The organism is Rheinheimera texasensis DSM 17496 (assembly GCF_000711985.1).
Taxonomy (GTDB): domain Bacteria; phylum Pseudomonadota; class Gammaproteobacteria; order Enterobacterales; family Alteromonadaceae; genus Pararheinheimera; species Pararheinheimera texasensis.
On record NZ_JONU01000008.1, the window covers coordinates 206533 to 231246 of the forward strand.

The following is a 24714-nucleotide window of genomic DNA, read 5'->3' on the forward strand; positions in this document are numbered from 1 at the left end:
GCATGCTTCGATTTGAGCTGGTGAGCAAAAGCTATCCAGGCGGTTTTGTCGCGCTGGACCGGGTCAGTTTTGAACTGCAAAAAGGCGAAATGGCTTTTTTGACCGGTCATTCCGGTGCCGGTAAAAGCACTATGCTCAAGCTCATCAGCCTGATCGAACGGCCTTCGGCCGGCCGCGTTGTGATCAACGGCATTGATTTATCTGGCATCAGATCCGGTCAAATTCCTTATGTGCGGCGTGATATAGGTATGATTTTTCAGGATCACCGCCTGCTGATGAATCACACTGTATTTGATAACGTCGCATTGCCGCTGGTCATCGAAGGCTTTACCGGGCGTGATATGGCAAGACGGGTGCATGCCGCGCTGGATCAGGTTGGATTGCTCGACAAAGCCCGCTGTTTGCCGGCGACCTTGTCTGGCGGTGAAGCGCAGCGCGTTGGCATAGCCAGAGCTGTCGTCAACAAACCACCATTGCTATTGGCTGATGAACCAACCGGTAACCTGGACCCTGATTTGTCGAAAGATATCATGCGGGTATTTGAAGCTTTTAATCAGGCTGGTGTGTCGGTGCTGGTGGCGAGCCACGACCTGGGCCTGATTGCGCGGATGCGCTATCGCACTATGACGCTCAAAAGCGGCAAAATGATCAACGATGGCCTGCTGCACAGCGAGGATGCCGAATGAGTATTCTGTTTAATGGCCGCGCCAGCGGTGCCAGTGACAGTGCGCCGGGTCTGGTGCAAAGATTTCTGATGGGCATTGTCGGCCATCTGCGTCAGGCAGTCTCCAGCCTTGGAGAGCTGTGGCGCAGCCCGGTCTGGACCTTCGTTACTATCGCAGTCCTGGGTATCAGTATGACGTTGCCGGCCACTTTGCATGTATTGGTGAAAAACTTACAGCAAGTCAGCAGTAGTTATGACCAGTCATTTGAGATCAGTTTGTTTCTGAAAAACGATATTACAGAAACCGATATCGCTACGTTGGTGACGCTGCTGCAGGGCGATAAAGAAGTCGCCAAAGTCCGGTTGATTGATAAAACTGCCGCCATGGCTGAATTTAAACAGGAATCCGGCTTTGGCGAAGCCATTAGTTTCCTTGAGCAGAATCCGTTACCGGACGTGTTGCTGGTGACGCCGGCGCAAAGCCAGCCCGCTGCTGCCGAAGCGCTGTTAAACAAGCTGCAAAAAGAACGGTTTGTCGAACTTGCCAAGTTGGATATCAGCTGGCTGGAACGGCTGGCTGCTATAATGTCGCTGGTACAGCAAGTGGTTTACACCATCGCCGCTTTGTTACTCTGCGGCGCTTTGCTGGTGATTGGTAACACCATTCGTTTGCTCATCATGGACAAAAAAGCTGAGATTGAAGTGATGAAACTGGTCGGGGCCACTGACAGTTTTATTCAGCGGCCGTTTTTATACACTGGCATCTGGCTCGGTGTTTTTGGTGGTTTTCTGGCTTTTCTGGTGATTGAACTGATGTTGTACTGGCTGCGGGGCGCTATTGCCAATGTGACGCAGCTGTACCAAAGTGGTTTTGTCCTGAATGTGCTGACTTTACAGGAATTTGGCATGTTGATGGCGATTGCGGTCAGTCTTGGGCTGGTCGGGTCTTATCTCGCCGTGCGCAGTCACATTAAAGCGATAGAACCCAGCTAGAGCGCTGCCAGCCAGCGCACTGATGCTGATCCAGGCTGTCAGTCGACGGCCGCTTCCTGCATCAGACCATGTGCCCAGCTGACCGCGTCCAGATAGGTCATGCTGAGATCCCGCGCTTTACCGAACAGCTGAGTCGTTAACTGCTGCTGTAAACCCCACTCGCCATCCTCAAACGCTTTGGTTAACTGCAGATATAGCCCAAGGCGGCCCTGGTGTTCCAGCAAAGCGGCTTTGATTTCCGGCAGTATCGGTAAATCATCCAAAAGTTGTTGTAATGGCTGTTCCAGCAGCGCATCGACCAGCGAGAATAAACCAGTCAGGAAGGCTGCCGGCGGATTGTCCGCATCGCCCATCAGAGACGCCAGCTGGTCACAAAACCGTGCCCGCACTATCGACATATGCAGCAATTCACTGGGCCCGTCTTCTTTCAGATTAGCCAGCGCCAGCAGGGCAATAAATTTTTTCAGCTCACCTTCGCCCATATACACCATGGCGTGCTTTAACGAGCCAATCGGCTGCTCGCGGGCAAAGCTGGCGCTATTCACAAATCGCAGCAATTTATACGACAAACCAAGATCGCGTTCGACAATGGCCGTCAGCTTTTCAAAATCGAGCCGCAAGGCGCTGGATTCAGCAATCAACAGCAGCAGATTTAATTTACTGCTGGCGATTTTTTTATGTTTCAGCATCTCAGGCCGGGCGAAGAAATAGCCCTGAAACAACGTAAAGCCGAGTTGTTTCAGCTTTTCGTATTCGGTCTGGGTTTCGACTTTTTCGGCCAGCAAAGTGACGGGGTGATGTTTGACGCGCGACACATATTTACTGATCTGCAGGATATTAAACTGCCGCACGTCCACTTTAATAAAGCTGATATAAGGCAGGAAAATATCCCATTTCGGATCAAAGTCGTGGTCGTCCAGCGCCAGCTTATAGCCCATGCGGTGTAGTTCGCGGCAGGCAGTCAGCAGCTCCATACTGATCGGCACAGTTTCCAGCACTTCAATCACCATACTGTGAGGATTAATTGAAGTCGGGAAGTGGTGAATGAGCGTATCGGCGGAGAAATTGATAAAAGCCTGATGGCCACCGGTGATTTTTTCTACGCCCATCAGCAGGTGATGTTCAGTGATCAGCTTTGAGGTGGCTTCGTCGGCATTGATATTAGGAAAACTGTTTTGCACCCCATCACGGAATAACAGTTCATAACCAAATAGGTTTTTATGCTGATCAAAAATCGGCTGGCGTGCCAGGTAACAATACATCGACTACTCCTGAACCAAGGGCCAGATAAGGCCGTAAAAGCGCTGGTATGCAGGTCTGGCTGTGCCAACGTCCGATGTTTATATAGTGGACCAGACTTCTGTTGAGATACTTTGAGCATATCGGAAAAACGAACTTTGTCTTATGAAGATATATTCTCAAATCCACTTTTTAATACAATTTGGTTCTTAAAAACGCGGGAACCGCCATTAGCACTCTCTGTCAAAGAGTGCTAACATGAGTCCACTTTCACATCTCCACAGGAGTTTGTTCATGACCAAAGCGAATCAATTGATGACATTGTCAGTCGCAGGCAGCGGTAGCCTCGAGGCTTATACCCACGCTGTCAGTACTATTCCGATGCTGTCGGCTGAAGAGGAACGCGCTCTGGCTGAACGTCTGCAGCAACACGGTGACCTGGAAGCGGCCCGTCAGCTGATTATGTCGCATTTACGTTTTGTCGTGCATATCGCCCGTAGCTATTCAGGTTACGGTTTACCGATTGGTGACCTGGTACAGGAAGGCAACATCGGCCTGATGAAAGCGGTGAAACGCTTTGATCCGTCAGTCGGTGTGCGTCTGGTGTCTTTCGCTGTGCACTGGATCAAAGCTGAAATTCATGAGTTTGTGCTGAAAAACTGGCGCATTGTTAAAGTTGCGACCACTAAAGCCCAACGCAAACTGTTTTTTAATCTGCGTAAATCGAAGAAAAACCTTGGCTGGTTCAGCCAGGATGAAGTGAAAAACGTCGCGGAGTCTTTGGGCGTACCAGAGTATGAAGTGCGGGAAATGGAAGCACGGATGAGCAACCATGACCTGGCCTTTGATGCACAGGACGATGATGACGACAACAATTTCAGCGCGCCGGTGTATTTCCTCGATGATAAAAACTCAGATTTGGCGAACAACTTTGAAGAAGATCAAAGTGAAGGCGCGGCTTTAGAGCGGCTGCAAGCGGCAGTGCGCACGCTAGACGAGCGCAGCCAGGACATTATTCGGGCCCGCTGGCTCGACAATGAAAAACTGACGCTGCAGGAACTGGCTGATCGTTATCAGGTATCTGCTGAACGAGTCCGTCAGCTGGAAAAAAATGCGATGAAAAAACTGCACGCCGCTATGGTTGCCTGATTTTTCCTGCTGCTAAAAAAATGCCAGAGCTTGCTCTGGCATTTTTTTATGTCCATGGAAGGACGGTATGGTGAAGCAGGGCTTTCGAAACGCCAACAGTTTAGCGTTTCGCCTAATGAACGCCATTCGTTCTGCGAATGGCAAATGCAGGTACTGGGTACCACGTACGTGGTACCCAGAGCTTTTTCGGCGATGTCGATGGAAGGATTCGTCTATCGAAATAACAGCGGTACTGGTGCTACGGCAACCGGCACTTCGGCCGGCTGCGGGTAAAAACGCCGCCATTCAGGCTCCACGACCGGCGCAGCGGCAGGTGTGTCAAAACCCGGCAAATGTGGCAGATAAGGCGGATGCCAGGGGATAAGCTCAGGAATAGGCTCAACAATCTCGCTGACGACAGCCGGTGGCTCCGTGGTTACCCGATCTGTGGTTACTTGCTCTGTGGTCACCGGCTCTGGAACTTTGGCCACTATGCTGGTTGTTTGCGCCGCTGTTGATGTGGCGGCTGGTTTTGTTTTCACCGGCTGTGGTTTGGCGCTACTTGCTGTATTGGCAATCAACTGCGCTGGTACGGCCGGTAAATCCAGTAATGCCGACGCCGGCACCACTTTGATACCTTGCTGTGCCAGACGTGGTAAATTCTTCTTCAGATAACGATATGTTTCCGGATACGGATGACCAATAGCCACGGCATGGCCGTGCAGTTTGGCCAGCTGGATAAGCTGGTTAAACTGGCGGTCCAGCGCTTTGTAGGATTTGTCGTTATCAAGAAAAACATCGCGGCTACGGGTTTTCACGCCATGTTTTTGCGTCACAGCGGCTACGACACTTTTGCCGGTGGTTTTACTGTCAATAAAATACATGCCCCGAGCTGCCACGACTTGCATGACCCAATCCATTTGCTCAGGCAATGAGGTGTAAAGGCTACCCATATGGTTATTGACGCCGATAGCCTGTGGCACACTATCCAGCGCTTTATTCAGCGCTTGCTGGACCTGTTGTTTATTCATTGGCCGGCGCAGTGCACCTTTGCCCAGCAAATGGTTTTGCGCGACGGCTTCCATTGGCATATGCAACATGATTTCTTTGCCATGCTGGCGGGCGAGGGCAATCATGTCATGGCCGTTTGGCGTAAATGGCATGACAGCGACAGTCAGGGCGTATGGCAGCCGGATAATGTCCGGGTCGACTTTCTGATAGCCGATATCGTCGATAATGATCGCGACCTGCGGCGGCAGGGATTGCGCCTGCACTGGCAGCGACAAGCAACATATAACTGAGAAAAGCTGGAAAATACGCACGCTGGAATGATTCACTGATCTTGGCAAAGCGCCGGCTGAATTTCAGGCCGGCATTATGCCTGTTGTTATGGATTTCGCAACCAGCGCAGCGGGTCTACTGCCGCACCTTTTTGCCTGATCTCAAAATAAAGCCCACTACGGTCGCGGCCACCACTTTGACCGACTAAAGCAACATGGTCGCCGATGCGCACCACGTCACCCGGTGATTTCAGCAAACTCTGGTTATGTCCGTACAGACTCATCAGGCCATTGCCGTGGTCCAGTACGATGACCCAGCCATAACCGCGCAACCAGTCTGCATAAATTACCTGACCATCGGCGACCGCGCGCACCGGCTGGCCATTGGCTGCCTGAATCAAGATACCGCTGGCCGTAGTCTGGCCGCCCTGAGCGGCGCCGAATTTCTGTACTAATGTGCCTTGCACCGGCCAGGGCAATTGGCCTTGTTTTTTGCCTTTATACGCCAGCCGGCGGTTGGCAGCTTCAGCCTTTAGCTTGGCAATGGTGCTTTGCAGACTTTTTTCGTTGCCTTTGAGATACGCCAGTTGTTGTTTCTGCTCAGCCAGCAACTCGCGCAGTTTCGCCACACTTTGTTGTTGTTGGTTTTTGGCGGCGACTAAATCCTGTTGTTGCGAAGTCAGCTCGTCTAACCGCAGGCTCTGTTCGTGGCGGGTTTGTTGTTGCACACTGGCTAATTGTTCCAGTTCACTGACGGTTTGTTTCAGTGCCTGCAATTGCTGGATCCGTGCGTTATTGAAGTACTGATAATAAGTCAGCAAACGCTCCAGTTTTAACGCATCCTGCTGATTCAAAAGTAATTGGGTGTAGTCGTGGCCACCAACTTGATACGCAGCTTTAACCTGGGCTGCCAGCAGCTGTTGTTGAGTTTGCCGCTGTTGTTCCAGCTGTTGCTGCCGCGTTGCCAATTCAGCCAGTTTTTCATCCAGCATCTGCAGTTGTTGTTGCTGCACGGCCACAGCCGTCGCCGCTTCAGCAAGCTTCGCATCAGCCTGTTTCAGCTGCTGTTCGGTGTCGCGCAGCTGCTGTTGCTGCTGCGCGCGTTGTTGCTCGGTGCGGGCAATATCTTGCTGCACCGATTTGAGTTCCTGCCGGGCTTTGGCGGTATCGGATTGTTGCGCCTGCGCGAGCGGCGTCAGCAGCAGCCCAAGCAACAGACCGGTTCCGGCCACGGCAGGATACGCCCAATGGCGCTTCTGGGTGATCACCGCAGTTTAAACAATACTTTGCCGGTCATTTCAGCCGGTACCGGCATGCCAAGCAGCGTCAGCATCGTCGGCGCTATATCACTCAAGATGCCGCCATCAACCACATCAGCCGGCCGGCCGACATAAATCAGCGGCACTGGGTCCGAAGTGTGCGCTGTGTGCGCCTGACCGGATTCGTGATCGACCATTTGCTCCGCATTGCCGTGGTCGGCGGTGATAATGCATTCGCCGCCAACAGCCGCCAGGGCTTCAACTACCCGGCCAATGCAGTGGTCAACCGCTTCAACCGCTTTAACCGCCGCTGACAAAATGCCGGTATGGCCGACCATGTCGCCATTGGGGTAGTTGCAGATAATGACGTCATATTGCTGGCTATGAATGGCTTCGACCAGTTTGTCGGTCAGCAGCGTCGAGTTCATTTCCGGCTGCAGGTCATACGTGGCGACATTCGGTGACGGGATCAGGATGCGTTCTTCGCCCGGAAATACGTCTTCGCGGCCACCGCTAAAGAAAAAGGTGACGTGGGCGTATTTCTCGGTTTCAGAAATCCGCAGCTGGGTTTTCTGATGTTTGGCCAGCCATTCACCGAGCACGTTATTCAGGCTCTCCGGCGGATAAGCGACCGGCGCTTTGATGTCGGCGGCATATTCAGTCAGCTGGACAAAAGCACCGAGTGCCACCACACGTTTGCGGGCAAAAGCATCAAAAGTAGCTTCAGTAAAAGTACGGCTGAACTGACGGGCGCGGTCGGCGCGGAAGTTCATAAAAATCAGCGCATCGCCATCTTCTAATTGCACCGGCTGGCCGTCGTTGCCAACAATAGCGGTGGCTTTAACAAATTCGTCGTTTTCACCGCGCTCATACGCAGCGTGCAGGGCGGAAACGGCGTCTGTTGCGGTGTAAGCTGCGGTGCCATCAACAATCAGGTCATAAGCCTGTTCAACGCGGTCCCAGCGTTTGTCCCGGTCCATTGCATAATAGCGGCCGACAACAGTAGCGATTTGGCCTTTGCCCAGCTCCTGACAACGCTGTTGCACCCGTAATAAGGAGGCTTCGGCACTGCGTGGAGGGGTATCGCGACCATCAAGGAATGCATGCAAATAAATCTTGTCAGCCCCCTGACGGGCGGCCAGTTCAATCATCGCGAGTAAATGGTCTTCGTGGCTGTGCACGCCACCAGGCGATAATAAGCCCATCAGATGGACGGCTTTGCCGGCTTGTACCGCGGTTTGCACGGCGCCGGTCAGGACCGGGTTGGTGAAAAAGTCGCCATCTGCAATGGCTTTGGTGATGCGGGTCAGTTCCTGATACACCACACGGCCTGAGCCTAAATTAACGTGGCCGACTTCAGAGTTGCCCATTTGACCGTCTGGCAGACCTACGTCCATACCAGAACCGGAAATCAGACTATGCGGACAATCGCGCCACAACCGGTCCATCACCGGTGTATTGGCCTGAGCGATAGCATTATCCGCCGGGTCTTCGCGATAGCCCCATCCATCCAGAATCAACAGTACCAGGGGTTTGCCAGACTTCGCCATAACTTGCTCCGCTTCTTAGTTACTTGATCTCGTTAATTGATCAACATTTTTCCCGTATCTAATCCGTGCTCATCTTACCGAAATTCAGCGGTGACTCCAATCGCTGCTGTGCAGAAACTGCGCAATCAGCCGGACAAGCCGTCGGCGGACGCGCTGAGGCGGCGGCGGAGGGCTGTTTTTGCCATCGAAACCCGTTATACTCCGGCGCTGATCCTGTGACCAGATGAACGGAATGTTATGCAACAATACGTCGAATTTGCCGGAAATCACCCGATCTTAGTGGTGATGTGGATAGGTCTGCTGCTGGCGATTATTGTCAGTTATATCCAGGCTATGTTTTCAAAATTACAGTTCGTCACACCGACTGAGCTGACATTGTTAGTCAACCGCGAAGATGCGCTGGTGCTGGATATCCGCAGCAACGATGATTTTAAACGCGGTCATATTACTGGCGCCCGCAATATTCCGCTGGCGCAACTGTCTGGCCAGATTGGCAGCCTTGAAAAGGCCAAAGATGCACCCATTATAGTGGTCTGTCAGGCTGGCATGTCCGCACAAGGGGCGGCAAAACAGTTGTCAGCTGCTGGTTTCAGCCGCGTTGCGGTGTTGACCGGCGGTATGGGTAAATGGGCTGAAGCCAGTTTACCTGTGGTAAAAAAATAACCGGAGCAGTGCAATGAGCAGTCCCAGCGTCACTATTTACACCAAAGAATATTGTCCGTATTGTGTGCGCGCTAAGGCTCTGCTCAGCCACAAAGGCGTCGAATTTCACGAAATAAAAATCGATGCTCAGCCTGAACTCAGACCAGAAATGATTGAAAGATCAGGCGGTCGCAGCACTGTGCCGCAAATCTTCATCAATGACCAACATATCGGTGGCTGTGATGACCTGCATGCGTTAGACGCGCAGGGTCGGTTAGACACACTACTTCAACTTTAAGCATATTCTCAGGGAACCATCATGGCCGACGAACAACTGAACGTAGCTGCGGAAGAGCAGCAAGTCCCATTTGCTATCCAGCGTATTTACGTCAAAGACATCTCTTTTGAATCACCAAACGCACCGGCAATTTTCCGCAAAGACTGGCAGCCGGAAGTGAAGTTAGATCTGGATACCCGTAGCGAAAAACTTGAAGACAACATGTTCGAAGTGGTTCTATCGCTGACGGTAACCACCACTGTAGGCGGTGAAACCGCTTTCCTGTGTGAAGTGCAACAAGCCGGTATCTTTGCCGTGCCAGAACTGCAGGATGCACAAATGGCTCACATGCTGGCATCTTTCTGCCCGAATATCCTGTTCCCATACGCCCGTGAAACTGTGGCTAACCTGGTGAACCGCGGTACTTTCCCACAACTGAACCTGGCTCCGGTTAACTTTGACGCGCTGTTTGCTCAATATGTGCAACAACGTCAGGCGGAAGCCCAGGCGCAATTGCCAAACTAAGCCGTCAGTCGCATGACTTTGCAATCGGCAATTACGGTTTTAGGCGCCGGCTCCTACGGCACGGCGCTGGCGATCTGTCTGGCGCGCAACGGTCATTCCACTTTGTTGTGGGGCCGCAACAGTGCGGATATCGCCGCCATGGCGCGGGACCGGATTAATCATCACTATTTGCCGGATATTGTGTTGCCGGAACAACTGGCGGTGACCGATGATCTGCAGGCGGCCGTGAAAGCCAGCCAGAACGTTTTGGTGGTGGTGCCAAGTCATGCCTTTGCCGACACTTTAAGGCAAATCAAGCCGTTTTTACTGCCGCACGCCCGGGTTGCCTGGGCGACCAAAGGTCTGGAGCCGGACACTGGCCGGCTACTGCAGGATGTCGCCCGCGATATTCTCGGTGACGAAGTGTCGCTGGCAGTATTATCCGGGCCAACTTTTGCTAAGGAACTGGCAAAAGGTTTGCCGACTGCGATATCGCTGTCGTCAACTGACGCCGAATTCATCACAGTGCTGTCTGATTTGTTGCACTGTGGCAAAACCTTCCGTGTTTATACCAATCCGGATTTTATTGGCGTGCAGCTCGGTGGCGCAGTGAAAAACGTCATTGCTATCGGTGCCGGTATGGCCGACGGTATCGGCTTTGGTGCCAATGCCCGCACAGCGTTGATCACCCGTGGTCTGACGGAGATGTGCCGGTTAGGTTGTGCTTTAGGTGCGAAAAAAGAAACCTTTATGGGCATGGCTGGTTTAGGTGATTTAGTGCTGACCTGTACCGACAATCAATCCCGTAACCGTCGCTTTGGTTTGTTATTGGGGCAGGGCGTCGGTGTCGATGAGGCCATCCAGCAAATCGGCCAGGTCGTCGAAGGGTATCGCAACGCCCGCGAAGTCTATAACCTGGCGACCAGGGTGGGCGTCGAAATGCCAATTACCGAACAAATTTATCAGGTGTTGTATCAGGGCAAAGATGCCCGGGCTGCCGCGCTGGATTTATTAGGCCGGGAAAAACGCGACGAATAAATCAACTGGCCTGCTGCCATTGCTGCTGCAGGCCGTAGGGTAACTGCTGGCCACTGACCGGCCGCATCTTGCTGAAATGTAAGCCGCGGCAACTGTAGCAGCCCATCACATGCAGCAGATAAGCCTGCATCTCAGTATCCACTCCCTGCACACTGACTTGTAACCCCTGATGGATCAATAACCGGATGAGACTGGCACAGGCATTGCGCTGCGTGTCAGATTCCTCCAGCTGTCGGATCACCTGCTCTGATAGTTCCGCCGCTTGCCAGTAGGGTTGCTGTAGCAGCTGCAAAGCGCTGACACCATGCCCGACCTGGCCAATCATCAGTCCAAATCCTGCAGCCATCAGAGCTTCGGCCTGCGCGTTAAATCCTGCCGGGTCTTGCAGCCAGCCCTCTTCGGTCAGACACAATACAAACTGACTGGCCTGCAGTTGATGGTCGTGTAACAGACTTTGCAAAAAAGTCAGCAGGCCACTGTGGCGAAAGTTGGCTGCCGACAATTCAACTTGTACCGGCGGCAATTCGTCAAGCCGGTGCCATAGCTCCAGCAACTGGCAGGTCTGGCAAAAAGCCCAGCGTTCCAGCGCCAGCAACTGCCCGGTTTGCTCGGCCAGCGGTTTCAGCGCTGCGTAATTCAGTAGGCCCCGGCTTGGTGACCGCCAGTGTAGCTCGAGCCTGACGGCGTGGGCCACGCCGCTCGACAGTTCAATAACAGGTTGTGACCAAATCTCCAGCTGGTATTGAGTCAGCGCCTGCTGTAACTCGGCCTGCAGTTGAATGCCGACCACTGTACTTTGGTTTTGCATTTGCCACAGATGCAGCTTGTCCGGCACTGTGCTGGCGATTTGCAGCGCCTGCGCCGCATGAGCCTGCAGTTCGTCGATGTTTGGGCCAGCATCAGGGAAGATAGCGATGCCGGCATGACAATCCAACCGGATTTCTGCTGCCGGGATCACAAAAGGTCCCTGACAAAAACTCAGGATCTCCCGGGTGAGCTGCAGTGCCTGCTGCTGTGACTGTTCGTCGTGGCCCGTCAGGCTGAGCAATATCGCCAGTTGCTGTGGTCCCAGCCGGGCAAAAAAAGCTGACGGTGGCATTTCAGCCTGAACATTGTTGACCAGCTGCTGCATCAGGCTGTCGGCCGCCGCACTGCCGAAATTGCGCCGGATCGACTGAAATTCGGTGATATCCAGCAAGACCAGTGCAAAGCTGTGATAACGCAGTTGGTGGCGGTTCAATTGCTGTTGCAACCAATAGCGCCACAGCGGCTCTGCCGGTAATCCGGTGACGGGATCCAGGCAGGCTTCAACCTGGCTTTGCATCTGGTCCAGTTCAGGCTGCAGCGGTCGCCAGCGCCAGAGTAAATGCTGGCGCCGATAACCGGGAATGATGCTGACCTGCAGCTGAAAGGCCTGTCTGGACTGCTCGCCAACCCAGACCAGCCCCTGCCAGTGCGGGCTGATTTGTAACATCGCCATAATGTCAGGGAATCCGGGATGTTGACCATCGGCTGAAAAAAACAACTGCGATGCTAAGTGGGTAGTCAGTTGCGGAAAGCGGGTTTCATTGTTGTGCCACAGCTGTTTGCCGTCGGCATCGGTCAGCCAGAAGGCGGCAGACTGTTGCTGCAAATACCCCAATAATGCCTGATTTTGCAGAGGGTTACGCTGTAACGTCCATAATCTTACTAATACAGCGCTGCTTGCAACAGCCACGAGGCCAGCCAGTATCAGGTAGATCCATTCTGAGATTTCCATCTGAGCATTCCTTGCGCAATGACCTTCGCCAACTATAGAAGTCTGTCGAAAAAATCGCCACTACGCGAGTGCAGAAAACGTTGGTTCGCACAGACAGCGGTTTTCATCAACACGCCCTGGGGTATAATCGGTTTTTTGTCTGCGCCGGAGTCGCTGTGTTTCATATCGCGTTGTTTGAACCCAAAATTGCGCCAAATTGTGGCAATATCATTCGACTGGCGGCCAATACTGGTTGTGCTTTGCATTTAATTGAACCGCTGGGTTTTGATTTTGAAGAGAAAAAGCTGCGGCGCGCTGGCCTCGATTATCACGATTTAGCCAATGTCACCAGGCATGCAAGCTATGCCGACATGTTGGCAGCCGTTGCACCTTCACGGGTGCTGGCGCTGACCACTAAAGGCAGCCGGCCGCATACTGAGTTGCAATATTTGCCGGGCGATCTGTTATTGTTTGGCTCAGAAACCTCAGGCTTGCCGGATGACATTCGCAACGCCATTCCGGCTGAATTACGGCTGCGCATTCCGATGATGCCTGACGCCCGCAGCCTGAATCTGGCTAATTCAGTCGCTATTGTCTGTTATGAAGCCTGGCGTCAGCAGGGTTTCACTGGCGCTTTGTAACTCCTCTATCGTCGTGTCCGGCACAGGAGCTTTGGATGAATAGTCAGGAATATAATCTGTGGGTCCGCCGCTCTGGCATGCTGACCATCGCTTTTGCGTTGACGATTGTCGCTATCAAGCTGTTTGCGGCTATTGATACCAATGCCGCCTCAATGTTGGCGTCGATGATGGATGCGATGATGGATGTGGCGGTATCGCTGCTGAATTTTGTGGCCCTGCGCTACGCGTTGAAACCAGCGGACGATGAACACAGATTTGGTCATGGCAAAGCGGAAGCTGTGATGGCGTTGTTTCAGGCGGCGTTCCTGGCTGGTGCCGCTTTTGTACTGCTGTATCAGGGCTTTAACCGGTTCTTTGTACCTGCGCCTGTGGGTGCTATCAGTAGCGGCATCTGGGCCATGCTGGTGTGTAGCGGCCTGACGTTGACGCTGGTATTGCTGCAACGCTGGGTCATCAAAAAGACCGGTTCACTGGCAGTGAACGCTGATCAGGCGCACTATCGCGGTGACTTACTGATGAATGCTGCAGTGCTTCTGGCGCTGTATCTGGTGCAAAACAGCCTGTTATGGGCTGATGCTGTGATAGCAATCCTGATCGCCGGTTATCTATTGTTCAATGCTGCGCAGCTGCTACGCGAGAGCATGGTGCATTTATTGGATGAGGAATTGCCGGAAACAGATCGGCAGCAAATTCTGCAACAACTACAGCAGATGTCGGGCGTGCTGGGTGTCGAACAGCTGCGCACCCGCCGGGCCGGGCCAAGGGTGTTTGTACAGCTACGTTTGTTACTGCCGCAGGACTGGAGTTTGCAAAAAGCCCATCAGGTAACCGATTTAGCCGAGCAGCAAATTGCCGCCTTATATACCGATGCCGAAGTGATTATTCATCCGGACCCGTCGCCGCATGCTGTGTCAGCCACTGATTGATCAGACTAAACACTAGTGCCCGCTCAGCGTCAGTGCCGGCCAGTAATTCATGTTTGGCGCCGGCGATTTGCTGCAACAGGATGCCATGTTGTTGTGACAAGCTGGTTTGCGCGCTGTTCGCCACCACCGTATCGGCGCCGGCCTGAAGGAGCAACATCGGCAGCTGTGGTTTGCGACCATCCCGGATCTGACCGCAGGCTCGAATTGCAGCATCCAGCCAGGCCCAGCTGACGCCGCCAAGCTGGTATGCCGGATATTGCTGATACAGCTGACGAAACCACTGATAACGCTCCGCACTGTTGGTTAAGTCATTGCCTTCAAAAGGCTTTGCCTGATAACGCGTCTGGCCCGGTACAAACCAGCCATTGTTGCTACAGCGCCGGTTTAGCTGATGCATCAGCTTTGCGAGTAGTGCTGCTGCGGCCGGAACCGGACCGAGCGGAATGCCAAACATCGGCGCACTGAACACGGCTGCATTCAGCATTGGCAGTGCTGTGGTTTGCAAATAACGATACAAAATAGCGCCGCCCATCGAATGGGCCAAAGCCAGCATCGGCAAGTCGGTCTGACTGCGAATATGGCTGATGGCGAGCGTCAGGTCGTCCACATACAACTGAAAATCAGCGACATCTCCCAGCTGCGGCTCTGGCTCCGGCCGCTGTGCCAGGCCCTGACCGCGGTGGTCCAGTACAAATACCTGATAACCAGAGCACAAAGCGTCCTGCGCCAGTTCGGCATATTTATGCGCTGCTTCAATCCGTCCCGGCACCAGCAATAATGCTGCCGCTGGCTTGCGCCAGGCCGGCAGCGTGGTTTTGCTGTACAGGCAAAATCGAACGCCATCGCGGCCCGTCAGATCAGTCCGGCTGAATTGCTGCCAATAGTGGTCCAGCTTTTGGGAAACTGCTGGTGTAGCGATTTGACCGGCACTGAATTGAGCCTGCAATGGTGGAAAGTACTTCAAGCAACCTGCTCCTGACGCTGGGGTAATTGCAGACAAATCTGCAGGCCACAGACTTTATCACCCTGAACCAGATTTTGGGCATGGATTTGACCCTGATGTTGTTTCATCGCCTGCGCAGCGATAGCAAGCCCAAGGCCGGTACCACCAGCACCGGCAGTACGCGCATCCGACACGCGGTAAAACGGCTCAAAAATTGCCTGCAGGGCAGTGGGCGGGATGCCGGGGCCCTGATCTGCGACGTAAATCTGCACCAGGCCGTTTTGCAATTGCAGCGATAAGCGGATTTGCGCTGCTGCCGGGCTGTATTTGATCGCGTTACGAAGCACGTTTTCTATGGCGCGCGCCAGCAACCGGCTGTCCGCCTCCACCAGACACTGCGCAGGCGCTTCCAGCTGTAGCTGTTGCTGTTTCGGTGCAGCTTCAATCTGGTTGACCTGAATAATTTCTTCCAGTAATTCAACGAGATCAATATCCTGCAACTGCAGTTGATATTGCCCGGCGTCGAGGCGACTGAAGGTCAGCAGCTCATCCAGCATACTGTCGATTTTATCCAGTTCCTGCGATAAACGCGGTAACTGGCTACCGCCGCCCTGGCGTTGTTCCAGCGCGATCGCCAGCTGAGCGCGTGTTAAGGGGGAGCGAAGTTCGTGCGAGATATCGCGCAGCAGCCGTTGCTGGTTTTGCAGTAAGGCGCCAATTTGGCTTGCCATCGTATTAAAACCCCGCGCCAGCTCGCCAATTTCATCACTGCGGCTGGCAGCCTGCTGCACCCGGCTGGTTAAATCGCCGCCGGCAAACTGCAAACTGTGCTGCTGTAATTGGCGTAAAGGCCTCGTAATAGTCAAAGCCAGCCCGATACTGGCCAATGCCGACACTAATAAAAACAGCAGCGGAATGGTCAGTTCCGGCAATTGCGCCAGGCTTAACAAGCCTGGTTTTTCCGGCCGTGGCTGCTGCTGATATAACACCAGCGGCTGGCCATTGAGGCGGACAAAAAACGGCCCGGCCAGACTGATATGGCGATGCAGGAATAAGCGCGGTTTATCGAACTGCGACAGTTCCGTCAGCCAGCTCTGGTCAAAACCACGTGGCAGAATATGCGCGTTCAGAATGCGCTGACTGACCGGGTCGACCAGCAACCAGCGGTTGTTCTCCCGTCGGTTCAGCCGCTGCAGTAAATCTTCCACACTGTCAAAACGTTTAATGCTGTGCAGCATACGCTCAGCCTGTTCGTGCACACCGGGCGGCAGCCGGCGGATCACGGTGTCGTCGAGAAAGGCTTTCGCCAGCAGCCAGGCCGAAGCAATCGTCAGTATCAACACCAGCCAGAACCAGCTGAACAGCCGGAATGCCAGATAACGCCACGGATTAACCCAGTTCAGTTGCATCAGCACTCCAGAAACAAATAGCCGCTACCGCGCAGCGTCTGGATTTTTTCAGTGCTGGCACCCTGCGCCAGCTTTTTGCGGATATTACTGACATGCATGTCGAGACTGCGGTCATATTGCTGCAACACCCGGCCCATCACTTCTTTACTGAGTTCTTCTTTGCTGACTACCCGGCCGGCATGGTTCATCAGGTATTCCAGCAATTGAAACTCAGTAGCGGTTAATACAACATTGTGGCCTTCGCAGTGCACCTGACGGTTTTGCCGGTTCAAGGCAACACCGTTCAGTTCCAGCAGCGGCACCTGATGCTGCACCGGTTGTTGCGCCAGTTCGACCCGGCGTAAAATTGCGCGCACCCGGGCACTGAGTTCGCGCGGATTAAATGGCTTGGCCAGATAGTCGTCTGCGCCCAGCTCTAAACCCAAAATCCGGTCAATGTCATCGCCGCGAGCGGTCAGCATCAGCACCGGGCAATAACTGGTTTGCCGAAGTTGACGCAGCAGCGACAGGCCGTCGAGCCCCGGCAACATAATGTCGAGTAAAATCAGCTGATAAGCACCGCTTTGGGCTTTTTGCAGGCCTTTGATACCGTCGGCTGCATGGTCGAGGCTGAAACCGTCCAGTGTCAGATAGTCGGTGACCAGCTGGCTTAACTCAGCATCGTCGTCAATCAGCAGAATATTCGGATGTTGCATCTAAAACCCTCTTCGCTACAGCAATACATTCAAACCATAGTGGCCTTGTGTGCAGTGTAAGCAGCCGACATGGCCGGACAACTGTCTTTACCAAACCTTTACCGCAGCTTTGCGTTGCTTTGCAGCCCAGAGCTTATGCTTGCATCATACAAAACAGACCCCTGTTTGTAATGTCTGAACTAACGGAGAGTGCAAATGAAAGCTTTAAAAATCTTAGTTTTACCCGCTTTAATCAGCGCCGCATTAGTGCTGGCGCAACCAGCCTTTGCCGGTCATGGCCCACAAGGTGGTGACGGTGCCACCCGGATGTTAAAAGGTCTGGATTTGACTGATGCACAGCGCGAACAGATCCGCGCGTTGGTGGCTGCCAGCAAAGCAGAAAAACCAGATTTAGCGGCTATGCAGCAGCATCATGATGCGCTGCAGGCGCTGGTCAAAGCTGATCAGTTTGATGCTGCCGCCGCGCGTTTACTGCTGGAAAAACAGCAAAATACGATGCTCGAGCAGCAGTTGGAACGGCTGAAACTACAGCATGAAATCCGGGCGTTGTTAACCGATGAGCAAAAAGCCAAGCTGGATGAGCGCATGGCGAAAATGCGTGAACGGATGGCGGAGCGGGCGGGTAAAGACGACTGAGGTTGTGGTCAGTGATGACGACTCTGCAGTACTCTAAACCGCGTGGGTAAAAAAAACCGGGCCGGCGCCCGGTTTTTCTCTGTTGGCGATTAACACAACAACAGGCTTATTCCATATCCAGCTCTTTCAGTTTACGTGTCAGCGTATTGCGGCCCCAGCCGAGGCGTTTGGCGGCATCTTGTTTATGGCCGTGGGTAAACTGTAACGCTTGCTTCAGCACAATCCGTTCAAACTCCGGGCCGGCTTCGGCCAGAATATCTTCGGCACCTGTTGCTAACTTATGGCTAACCCACTGCGCTAATAGATCCTGCCAGCTGTGCTGACCGTCGCCGCTGCTGACCACAGGTTTTGGCGCGCTGGTTAGCTCCGGCGGTAAATCGGACAACAGGATTTGTTTACCGGAGGCCATTACTGTCAACCAGCGACAGGTATTCTCCAGCTGGCGCACATTGCCGGGCCAGTCGAGCTGCGACAAAAACTTTTCTGTTTCCAGTGCTAAATCTTTGGCTTCGACATTCATTTCGCGCGCCGCCTGCACCAGGAAATGCCGGGTTAGTTTCGGAATGTCCTGTTTGCGATCCCGCAGCGACGGAATATGAATACGGATCACGTTTAAGCGGTGGAATAAATCTTCGCGGAATTTGCCCTCAGCTACCAGTTGTTCCAGGTTTTGGTGCGTGGCCGCGATGATCCGCACATCAACACTGACTTCCTGATGGCCGCCGACCCGGTAAAACTGACCATCGGCCAGCACGCGCAGCAGCCGGGTCTGCACGTCGAGCGGCATGTCACCAATTTCATCTAAAAACAAAGTGCCGCCGTCGGCCTGTTCAAACCGGCCTTTGCGTAAAGTCGCCGCGCCGGTAAAAGCGCCTTTTTCATGGCCGAACAGTTCAGATTCAATCAGATCTTTTGGAATAGCCGCCATATTCAGTGCGATAAAAGGCGCTTCGGCCCGCGGGCTGTGTTTGTGCAGCGCATGCGCCACTAACTCTTTCCCGGTGCCGCTCTGGCCATTGATCAGCACACTGATGCTGGAACGCGACAGGCGGCCAATGGCGCGGAAGACTTCCTGCATGGCTGGCGCTTCGCCAATGATTTCCGGCACGTGCGAGGGTGCAGCACTACTGGCACGTGGTTTTTTCGCCTGCGCATGTTCCAGTGCCCGGCTAATCAGCGCGACTGCTTCGTTGACGTCAAAGGGTTTGGGCAGATATTCAAAAGCGCCGCGTTTGAAGGCATTGACGGCACTATCGAGATCCGAATGTGCCGTCATAATAATCACCGGCAGCTCCGGCGCCAGCGCCTGCAGTTTGCTCAGTAGCTGCATGCCGTCTGTTCCGGGCATACGGATATCCGAGACCACCACTGAGGGCTGGTCAAACTCGAGGCGCTGCAACATCAGGTCAGCAGAGGCGTAACTCTCGCAGACAATTCCGGCGCGCGACAGGGCTTTTTCCAATACCCAACGGATGGAATTGTCGTCGTCAATGATCCAGACATTCTGCGTCATGGGTTTGCTCCTTCTGCGCTAATCGGTAAGTACAATGTGAATTCGGTGCGGCCTGGCCAGCTGTCGCAGTCGATCCAGCCGCCATGCTGATGAATGAGCGTTTGCGAAATCGACAAGCCGAGGCCGGTACCACCTGGTTTGCCGCTGACCATCGGATAAAACAGTGTGTCTTTAATGGCTGGCGGAATGCCCGGGCCGTTATCAATAACCCGTACCACGGCGACCAGCTTATGCCGGCGGCCGTGAATGGTATGCTGATGTAAAATGCGACTTTGCAGGATGATCTGACCGCCGCTGCCCAGCACTTGCTGCGCGTTACGGACAATATTCAACAGTGCTTGCTCCAGCAGTTCCGGGTCCAGTGAAAAGTCGGGGATACTGGGGTCATAATCGCGGATAAACTGGATGCTGTGTGGATTATCCATCTGCCCCAGCTGACTGACCCGTTCGATGATTTGGTGCAGATTTGATACCACTTTATGCGGCGGTTTGTAAGGGCCAAGTAAGCGGTCGACAAGATTCCGCAGCCGGTCGGCCTGAGCGATAATCAGCTGGGTATATTCTTTTTGTTCTTCGTTTAGTGATTCTTCCAGCAGCTGCGCGGCGCCACGAAGACCGCCCAGTGGATTTTTGATTTCGTGCGCCAGACCACGGATCAGTTCCCGTGCCGCCAGATGCTGATGTTGTTGCAGGCTTTCCATGCTGATTTTGCGTTGCTGGTCGACCTGGCGCAGTTCCATCAATAAGGCCGGTTGTTCGGTTTCCAGCCAGGTTGCGGTCATATCCAGTAATAAATGCCTGCCGTCCGGCATCACGCAATGCACATCACTGATGCCAAAACCCTGTTTGGTATTCAGCGTGCTGACCAGCTGAGCGGCACTTAAGTCACTGTATTGAAACAAGCCGGGAAAATACTGCTGATGCAGACGTTTTTCACCGATGCCAAGCAAAGCGCAGCAGGCGGTATTGAAACAAGACACCTGAAGCTGGGTATCCAGCACCAGGATGGCGGTTGTCAGCTGCTCGGCCAGATTAATTCCGGGCAATTCAAGGGCGATATGTGCTTGGGTCACGGCCATTTCCTATTGCACCAACTTAGTGCATTTTGGCGTCCAGTTTAGCTGATTTGCTTAGTGGACGGGCCGGTTTGCACTATTTTGGGGTAATTGCTGATGCTCGGTGCAGAAAAAACGTTGTTACAGGACTGGTAGCAATAACCTTGCCGTTTTGATCGCTGAGTTCCAGCATCAGTTGATGTTCGCCACGATCTATATTATGCAGGATAAAATTGGCATTACTGCTTGGCCCGGCGACGGCCTGTCCGTCGAGATAAAGCCTGACGCGCAGGCCCTGTGCGAATAAGGGTTTGACCTGCCCGGAAACGTACACAGTGCCGCTGTTCTCGCGCACAGTGCCTTCCTGCTCCGGTTTTAAGATGCTGACTTCAAATTTCGGTGTTTGATCGATACTGCGCTGGCTGATTTCGGTCGGGGTCACCGCTGGCATCCGGTTGCCTTCTTTGAGCTGCAACTGCGAAGCGCCCGGCACCGGATTATCAGAAAAAACTGGCACATTATTTTTGTCGACAGTGACAAAAACCGGTTTGTCGTCGTTTTTTTCCTGTGCCAGCACAGGAGTCAGCAGCAAGGCTGCCAATAACAGGGACCAACCAGCAAGTTTCATCACAGCGTCCAGCCAGATTAAAGGGGTGATGGATTAACTCTAACCGGCTTTTTTGCATTTGACCAGAATAAAAAGCCCGCAATAGCGGGCTTTAAATTTATCTGGTACACACTTTATAAATCAGTGTGTTAGCTTGGTTATTACACGCTGTAATACAGTTCGTATTCCAGTGGGTGCACAGCCATAGACACGCGTTTGGCTTCAGCACGTTTCAGTGCGATATACGCATCGATCATCGCGTCTGACATCACGCCGCCTTTGGTGAAGATACCGCGGTTGGCTTCCAGTGCGTCCAGTGCTTCGTCCAGTGAACCACAAACTTGTGGGATCAGTGCTTCTTCTTCTGGCGGCAGGTCGTACAGATCTTTGTCCATTGCATCGCCCGGGTGGATCTTGTTCTGGATACCATCCAGACCGGCCATCAGTTGAGCAACGAATGCCAGGTACGGGTTTGCTGCCGGATCCGGGAAACGTACTTCGATACGACGTGCTTTTGCACTTGGTACCAGTGGAATACGCACAGAAGCAGAACGGTTACGGGCTGAATAAGCAAGCATCACCGGAGCTTCATAGTGTGGAACCAGACGCTTGTACGAGTTGGTTGACGGGTTAGTGAACGCGTTGATGGCTTTCGCGTGCTTGATGATACCGCCGATGTAGTACAGCGCGGTTTCAGACAGACCAGCATATTTGTCGCCGGCAAACAGGTTGACGCCGTCTTTGGCTAAAGACTGGTGGCAGTGCATACCTGAACCGTTGTCGCCAACGATTGGTTTTGGCATGAAAGTTACGGTTTTACCGTACATATGTGCCACGTTGTGTACAACATATTTCAGTTGCTGAATTTCGTCGGCTTTTTTCGTCAGCGTGTTAAAACGGGTAGCGATTTCGTTCTGACCGGCAGTCGCCACTTCGTGGTGGTGCGCTTCAACAACCTGACCCATCTCTTCCAGCACCATACACATAGCACTGCGGATGTCGTGGTGTTGATCTACTGGTGGTACCGGGAAATAACCGCCTTTTACGCCAGGACGGTGGGCTTTGTTGCCATCTTCATATTCAGCATCTGAATTCCAGGCAGCTTCTGAAGAATCAACTTTGAAGAAAGAACCAGACATGTCGTTTTTGAAACGCACGTCGTCAAACATGAACCACTCTGGTTCAGGGCCAAACAGCACAGTGTCTGCGATGCCGGTAGATTTCAGGTATTCTTCAGCGCGTTTTGCGATCGAACGCGGGCAACGCTCGTAACCTTGCATAGTGCTTGGTTCGATCACGTCACAGCTGATCAGGATAGTGGTTTCTTCGAAGAACGGGTCCAGCAGCATAGTGCTGGCGTCTGGCATCAGGATCATGTCTGAATCGTTGATGCCTTTCCAGCCGGCAATCGAAGAGCCGTCGAACATTTTGCCGTTCTCGAAGAAATCTTCGTCGATTTGGCTGGCAGGAATAGTGACGTGCTGCTCTTTACCTTTGGTGTCAGTAAAACGTAAATCAACAAACTTCACGTCGTTTTCTTTCATAAAACTCAGAACGTTCGATGCAGACATGCATTCCTCCGGATTCAACTCAAACTAAGGTTCAGGTGCGGCTTGCCGCCGGGTTGCGCTCCTAATGCTAAAGCTATGCCATTATCATAAGTGCATGATTTTAATCGGTATAGCTGGCAAGTTCTGCACGGCACACTAAAAATATGCACTGTTATGGTGCGATAAGGCACCATGCTGGTGCATTTGTGCGGGTGTTGCCCCGCTTCTGTGCAGCGCCAGACGGCAGCGCTAACGATAGCAAGATTTCACCCCAATGCTGCTGCTCTCTCAAAAATAAAGCTGATGAAGGATTTTGTCACAGCCAGCCACAGCTTTAAGTTTCTGTTATGGGTGCAAATATCCCGGCAATTCGACGGGCATGGCAAAAGAATTGCTTGAATGTGTGCTGGTTGTCGCAGGATTTTGTTTGGGTTGAAAGCTGTATCGCTGAAAAAAACAGCAAGGGCGGACCAGATAAATTTCCCTGTCAGTCGTAAAGCAGGTAAAATACGCGCACCAATTTTTCGGGTACTTGCGGTGGGGCACTACAGGCGGGTACACATTTACACTTCACTAAGCGAGTACCAAATAAATGTCTTATGATATCAGCAAGTTGCGCAATATCGCCATCATTGCGCACGTTGACCACGGTAAAACTACACTTGTTGACAAATTACTGCAACAGTCCGGCACCTTCGACGCCCGTGCTAAATTGCAGGAACGGATGATGGATTCTAACGCGCAGGAATCTGAGCGCGGCATTACCATCCTGGCAAAAAATACTTCAGTCCGCTGGAATGGATATCAGATCAACATCCTGGATACACCAGGCCACGCCGACTTCGGTGGTGAAGTTGAGCGCGTCCTGTCAATGGCAGACTCTGTGCTGTTATTAGTCGACGCGGTTGAAGGCCCAATGCCACAAACCCGCTTCGTAACCCAAAAAGCTTTCGCCCACGGTTTAAAACCTATCGTTGTTGTGAACAAAATCGACCGTCCGGGCGCTCGTCCGGATTGGGTTATTGACCAGGTCTTTGACCTGTTCGACAACTTAGGCGCGACTGACGAGCAGTTAGATTTCCCAATCGTTTACGCATCAGCCATCAACGGCTGGGCGACGCTCGATTACAACGAACCAAAAACTGACATCAACGACCTGTTCGCCGCTATCGTTGAACACGTGGCACCGCCACAAGTAGAGCTGGATGGCGACACGCAAATCCAGGTGTCTCAGTTAGACTACTCCAGCTACCTCGGCATTATCGGTATCGGCCGCATCAAACGCGGTACTTTACGTGTTAACCAGCAAGTCACCGTATTAGGTGCTGACGGTTCTAAGCGTAACGGTAAAGTCGGTCAGGTCTTCACCTATTTAGGTCTGGAACGGATTGATACGCAGGAAGCCAACGCAGGTGACATCATTGCCTTCACCGGGTTAGGCGACCTGAAAATTTCCGACACTATCTGTGCACCAACCACACTGGAAGCTTTACCGCCATTACAAGTGGATGAGCCAACAGTGACTATGACTTTCCAGGTCAACACGTCACCGTTCGCCGGTAAAGAAGGTAAGTTTGTTACCTCACGTCAGATCCTGGAACGTTTAAACCACGAACTGAAACACAACGTTGCACTGCGTGTTGAAGAAACTGAAGACGGCGACAAGTTCAAAGTTTCTGGCCGTGGTGAGCTGCACTTAGGTGTTTTAATCGAAAACATGCGCCGTGAAGGTTTCGAACTGGCCGTATCTCGTCCTGAAGTAATCATGAAAGTGATTGATGGCGAGAAAATGGAACCAATCGAAAACGTCACTATCGACGTGGAAGAGCAACACCAGGGCTCTATCATGGAGAAAATGGGCGAGCGTAAAGCTGAGATGACCAACATGCAGCCAGACGGCAAAGGCCGCATCCGCATGGATTTCCAGATGCCAAGCCGCGGTCTGATCGGTTTCCGTACTGAGTTCATGACACTGACTTCAGGTACAGGCCTGATGTATAACAGCTTTGATCATTACGGCCCACACAAAGGCGGTAACATCGGCCTGCGTATGAACGGCGTGCTGATCTCTAACGCGACAGGTAAAGCTGCCGGTTATGCGATTTTCTCACTGCAGGAACGTGGCCGGATGTTTATCGGTCATGCCGATGAAGTGTATGAAGGCCAGGTGATTGGTATTCACAGCCGCAGCAACGACCTGACAGTGAACTGCTTAAAAGGCAAACAGCTGACCAACGTGCGCGCTTCGGGTACTGACGAAGCCATCAACTTAGTGCCGCCAATCCGCTACACGCTGGAACAGGCGCTGGAATTTATCGATGACGACGAGCTGGTTGAAGTAACACCACAGTCTATCCGCATCCGTAAACGTCACCTGACAGAAAACGACCGTAAACGCGCCAGCCGCGCTTAATTCCGGTTGTTAGC

23 protein-coding genes are annotated in these 24714 nt (G+C 52.9%); 11 read left to right on the forward strand and 12 right to left on the reverse strand.

Features of this window, described 5'->3' with window-relative positions:
• Positions 1-2 precede the first annotated feature (2 nt).
• Complete coding sequence (gene ftsE, locus Q399_RS0106870) at positions 3-686, forward strand: cell division ATP-binding protein FtsE (RefSeq protein WP_031567072.1); 684 nt, start codon at positions 3-5, stop codon at positions 684-686.
• The gene (ftsX, locus tag Q399_RS0106875; protein ID WP_031567074.1) at positions 683-1657 is read left to right on the forward strand and encodes a permease-like cell division protein FtsX; all 975 of its coding nucleotides are present in this window, start codon (positions 683-685) and stop codon (positions 1655-1657) included. Before ftsE ends, ftsX begins: the two co-directional genes overlap by 4 nt.
• Before the next feature lie 38 nt (positions 1658-1695).
• On the opposite strand, the gene Q399_RS0106880 is transcribed toward ftsX, so the two are convergent.
• Positions 1696-2919: an EAL and HDOD domain-containing protein gene (locus Q399_RS0106880; protein ID WP_031567076.1), complete on the reverse strand. Its 1224-nt coding sequence runs from the start codon at positions 2917-2919 to the stop codon at positions 1696-1698.
• Between the two features lie 271 nt (positions 2920-3190).
• Between Q399_RS0106880 and rpoH the strand changes: the two genes are divergently transcribed.
• Positions 3191-4045 (forward strand): RNA polymerase sigma factor RpoH, encoded by an 855-nt coding sequence (gene rpoH, locus Q399_RS0106885; RefSeq protein ID WP_031567078.1) that lies wholly within the window; start codon positions 3191-3193, stop codon positions 4043-4045.
• A 212-nt stretch (positions 4046-4257) separates the two neighbouring features.
• Here the strand turns inward: rpoH and Q399_RS0106890 are convergent, their stop codons facing one another.
• The 3 genes from Q399_RS0106890 to gpmM form a co-directional block, all read right to left on the reverse strand.
• Positions 4258-5310, reverse strand: coding sequence for a divergent polysaccharide deacetylase family protein (locus tag Q399_RS0106890; protein ID WP_051685826.1), 1053 nt, complete (start codon positions 5308-5310; stop codon positions 4258-4260).
• 101 nt (positions 5311-5411) lie between these two features.
• Positions 5412-6518 carry a murein hydrolase activator EnvC family protein gene (locus Q399_RS0106895; RefSeq protein WP_211253228.1) on the reverse strand — a complete coding sequence of 369 codons (1107 nt, stop codon included), beginning with the start codon at positions 6516-6518 and terminating at the stop codon, positions 5412-5414.
• 50 nt (positions 6519-6568) lie between these two features.
• Positions 6569-8113 carry a 2,3-bisphosphoglycerate-independent phosphoglycerate mutase gene (gene gpmM, locus Q399_RS0106900; RefSeq protein ID WP_031567085.1) on the reverse strand — a complete coding sequence of 515 codons (1545 nt, stop codon included), beginning with the start codon at positions 8111-8113 and terminating at the stop codon, positions 6569-6571.
• A gap of 237 nt (positions 8114-8350) precedes the next feature.
• Here gpmM and Q399_RS0106910 point away from each other — a divergent pair, with 237 nt between their 5' ends.
• The 4 genes from Q399_RS0106910 to gpsA are packed head-to-tail and all read left to right on the forward strand — an operon-like array spanning position 8351 to position 10574.
• Entirely contained in the window at positions 8351-8776 is a 426-nt protein-coding gene (locus tag Q399_RS0106910) for a rhodanese-like domain-containing protein (protein WP_031567087.1), read from the forward strand.
• Positions 8777-8789: 13 nt separating this feature from the next.
• On the forward strand, positions 8790-9053 hold the full coding sequence (grxC, locus tag Q399_RS0106915; protein WP_031567089.1) for a glutaredoxin 3: 264 nt from the start codon (positions 8790-8792) through the stop codon (positions 9051-9053).
• Between the two features lie 21 nt (positions 9054-9074).
• On the forward strand, positions 9075-9557 hold the full coding sequence (gene secB / locus Q399_RS0106920) for a protein-export chaperone SecB (protein ID WP_031567091.1): 483 nt from the start codon (positions 9075-9077) through the stop codon (positions 9555-9557).
• A gap of 12 nt (positions 9558-9569) precedes the next feature.
• On the forward strand, positions 9570-10574 hold the full coding sequence (gene gpsA / locus Q399_RS0106925; RefSeq protein ID WP_031567093.1) for an NAD(P)H-dependent glycerol-3-phosphate dehydrogenase: 1005 nt from the start codon (positions 9570-9572) through the stop codon (positions 10572-10574).
• 1 nt (position 10575) lies between these two features.
• On the opposite strand, the gene Q399_RS0106930 is transcribed toward gpsA, so the two are convergent.
• A complete protein-coding gene (locus tag Q399_RS0106930) occupies positions 10576-12333 on the reverse strand; it encodes an EAL domain-containing protein (protein WP_031567095.1) in 1758 nt (585 codons plus the stop codon).
• A 155-nt stretch (positions 12334-12488) separates the two neighbouring features.
• Between Q399_RS0106930 and Q399_RS0106935 the strand changes: the two genes are divergently transcribed.
• Complete coding sequence (locus Q399_RS0106935; protein WP_031567097.1) at positions 12489-12953, forward strand: tRNA (cytidine(34)-2'-O)-methyltransferase; 465 nt, start codon at positions 12489-12491, stop codon at positions 12951-12953.
• A gap of 35 nt (positions 12954-12988) precedes the next feature.
• On the forward strand, positions 12989-13879 hold the full coding sequence (locus Q399_RS0106940; protein ID WP_031567099.1) for a cation diffusion facilitator family transporter: 891 nt from the start codon (positions 12989-12991) through the stop codon (positions 13877-13879).
• On the opposite strand, the gene Q399_RS0106945 is transcribed toward Q399_RS0106940, so the two are convergent.
• The 3 genes from Q399_RS0106945 to Q399_RS0106955 are packed head-to-tail and all read right to left on the reverse strand — an operon-like array spanning position 13833 to position 16926.
• Positions 13833-14843 carry an alpha/beta fold hydrolase gene (locus tag Q399_RS0106945; protein WP_051685827.1) on the reverse strand — a complete coding sequence of 337 codons (1011 nt, stop codon included), beginning with the start codon at positions 14841-14843 and terminating at the stop codon, positions 13833-13835. The genes Q399_RS0106940 and Q399_RS0106945 overlap by 47 nt on opposite strands.
• On the reverse strand, positions 14840-16231 hold the full coding sequence (locus Q399_RS0106950; protein WP_031567103.1) for an ATP-binding protein: 1392 nt from the start codon (positions 16229-16231) through the stop codon (positions 14840-14842). Before Q399_RS0106950 ends, Q399_RS0106945 begins: the two co-directional genes overlap by 4 nt.
• On the reverse strand, positions 16231-16926 hold the full coding sequence (locus tag Q399_RS0106955) for a response regulator transcription factor (protein ID WP_031567105.1): 696 nt from the start codon (positions 16924-16926) through the stop codon (positions 16231-16233). The genes Q399_RS0106950 and Q399_RS0106955 overlap by 1 nt, the downstream gene beginning before the upstream one ends.
• A gap of 195 nt (positions 16927-17121) precedes the next feature.
• On the opposite strand from Q399_RS0106955, the gene Q399_RS0106960 reads away from it, so the two are divergent.
• Positions 17122-17562 (forward strand): Spy/CpxP family protein refolding chaperone, encoded by a 441-nt coding sequence (locus tag Q399_RS0106960; protein WP_051685828.1) that lies wholly within the window; start codon positions 17122-17124, stop codon positions 17560-17562.
• A 106-nt stretch (positions 17563-17668) separates the two neighbouring features.
• On the opposite strand, the gene glnG is transcribed toward Q399_RS0106960, so the two are convergent.
• The 4 genes from glnG to glnA all read right to left on the reverse strand — a co-directional run bounded on the left by glnG (position 17669) and on the right by glnA (position 22308).
• A complete protein-coding gene (gene glnG, locus Q399_RS0106965) occupies positions 17669-19075 on the reverse strand; it encodes a nitrogen regulation protein NR(I) (protein ID WP_031567109.1) in 1407 nt (468 codons plus the stop codon).
• Entirely contained in the window at positions 19072-20148 is a 1077-nt protein-coding gene (gene glnL / locus Q399_RS0106970) for a nitrogen regulation protein NR(II) (protein ID WP_245612849.1), read from the reverse strand. Before glnL ends, glnG begins: the two co-directional genes overlap by 4 nt.
• A gap of 79 nt (positions 20149-20227) precedes the next feature.
• Positions 20228-20758 (reverse strand): hypothetical protein, encoded by a 531-nt coding sequence (locus Q399_RS0106975; RefSeq protein ID WP_031567115.1) that lies wholly within the window; start codon positions 20756-20758, stop codon positions 20228-20230.
• Between the two features lie 140 nt (positions 20759-20898).
• On the reverse strand, positions 20899-22308 hold the full coding sequence (gene glnA, locus Q399_RS0106980; protein ID WP_031567117.1) for a glutamate--ammonia ligase: 1410 nt from the start codon (positions 22306-22308) through the stop codon (positions 20899-20901).
• A gap of 571 nt (positions 22309-22879) precedes the next feature.
• On the opposite strand from glnA, the gene typA reads away from it, so the two are divergent.
• Positions 22880-24700 (forward strand): translational GTPase TypA, encoded by a 1821-nt coding sequence (gene typA, locus Q399_RS0106985; RefSeq protein ID WP_031567120.1) that lies wholly within the window; start codon positions 22880-22882, stop codon positions 24698-24700.
• The last annotated feature ends 14 nt before the right edge of the window (positions 24701-24714 follow it).

Excerpts from the sequence above, each read along its gene's own strand:
- Q399_RS0106960 (WP_051685828.1), top strand. The coding sequence starts at position 17,122 with ATGAAAGCTTTAAAAATCTTAGTTTTACCCGCTTTAATCAGCGCCGCA.
- rpoH (WP_031567078.1), top strand. The coding sequence starts at position 3,191 with ATGACCAAAGCGAATCAATTGATGACATTGTCAGTCGCAGGCAGCGGT.
- Q399_RS0106930 (WP_031567095.1), bottom strand. The coding sequence starts at position 12,333 with ATGGAAATCTCAGAATGGATCTACCTGATACTGGCTGGCCTCGTGGCT.
- secB (WP_031567091.1), top strand. The coding sequence starts at position 9,075 with ATGGCCGACGAACAACTGAACGTAGCTGCGGAAGAGCAGCAAGTCCCA.
- Q399_RS0106940 (WP_031567099.1), top strand. The coding sequence starts at position 12,989 with ATGAATAGTCAGGAATATAATCTGTGGGTCCGCCGCTCTGGCATGCTG.
- Q399_RS0106955 (WP_031567105.1), bottom strand. The coding sequence starts at position 16,926 with ATGCAACATCCGAATATTCTGCTGATTGACGACGATGCTGAGTTAAGC.
- ftsE (WP_031567072.1), top strand. The coding sequence starts at position 3 with ATGCTTCGATTTGAGCTGGTGAGCAAAAGCTATCCAGGCGGTTTTGTC.
- Q399_RS0106950 (WP_031567103.1), bottom strand. The coding sequence starts at position 16,231 with ATGCAACTGAACTGGGTTAATCCGTGGCGTTATCTGGCATTCCGGCTG.
- gpmM (WP_031567085.1), bottom strand. The coding sequence starts at position 8,113 with ATGGCGAAGTCTGGCAAACCCCTGGTACTGTTGATTCTGGATGGATGG.
- Q399_RS0106880 (WP_031567076.1), bottom strand. The coding sequence starts at position 2,919 with ATGTATTGTTACCTGGCACGCCAGCCGATTTTTGATCAGCATAAAAAC.
- Q399_RS0106910 (WP_031567087.1), top strand. The coding sequence starts at position 8,351 with ATGCAACAATACGTCGAATTTGCCGGAAATCACCCGATCTTAGTGGTG.
- glnG (WP_031567109.1), bottom strand. The coding sequence starts at position 19,075 with ATGACGCAGAATGTCTGGATCATTGACGACGACAATTCCATCCGTTGG.
- typA (WP_031567120.1), top strand. The coding sequence starts at position 22,880 with ATGTCTTATGATATCAGCAAGTTGCGCAATATCGCCATCATTGCGCAC.
- grxC (WP_031567089.1), top strand. The coding sequence starts at position 8,790 with ATGAGCAGTCCCAGCGTCACTATTTACACCAAAGAATATTGTCCGTAT.
- Q399_RS0106975 (WP_031567115.1), bottom strand. The coding sequence starts at position 20,758 with ATGAAACTTGCTGGTTGGTCCCTGTTATTGGCAGCCTTGCTGCTGACT.
- glnA (WP_031567117.1), bottom strand. The coding sequence starts at position 22,308 with ATGTCTGCATCGAACGTTCTGAGTTTTATGAAAGAAAACGACGTGAAG.
- gpsA (WP_031567093.1), top strand. The coding sequence starts at position 9,570 with ATGACTTTGCAATCGGCAATTACGGTTTTAGGCGCCGGCTCCTACGGC.
- ftsX (WP_031567074.1), top strand. The coding sequence starts at position 683 with ATGAGTATTCTGTTTAATGGCCGCGCCAGCGGTGCCAGTGACAGTGCG.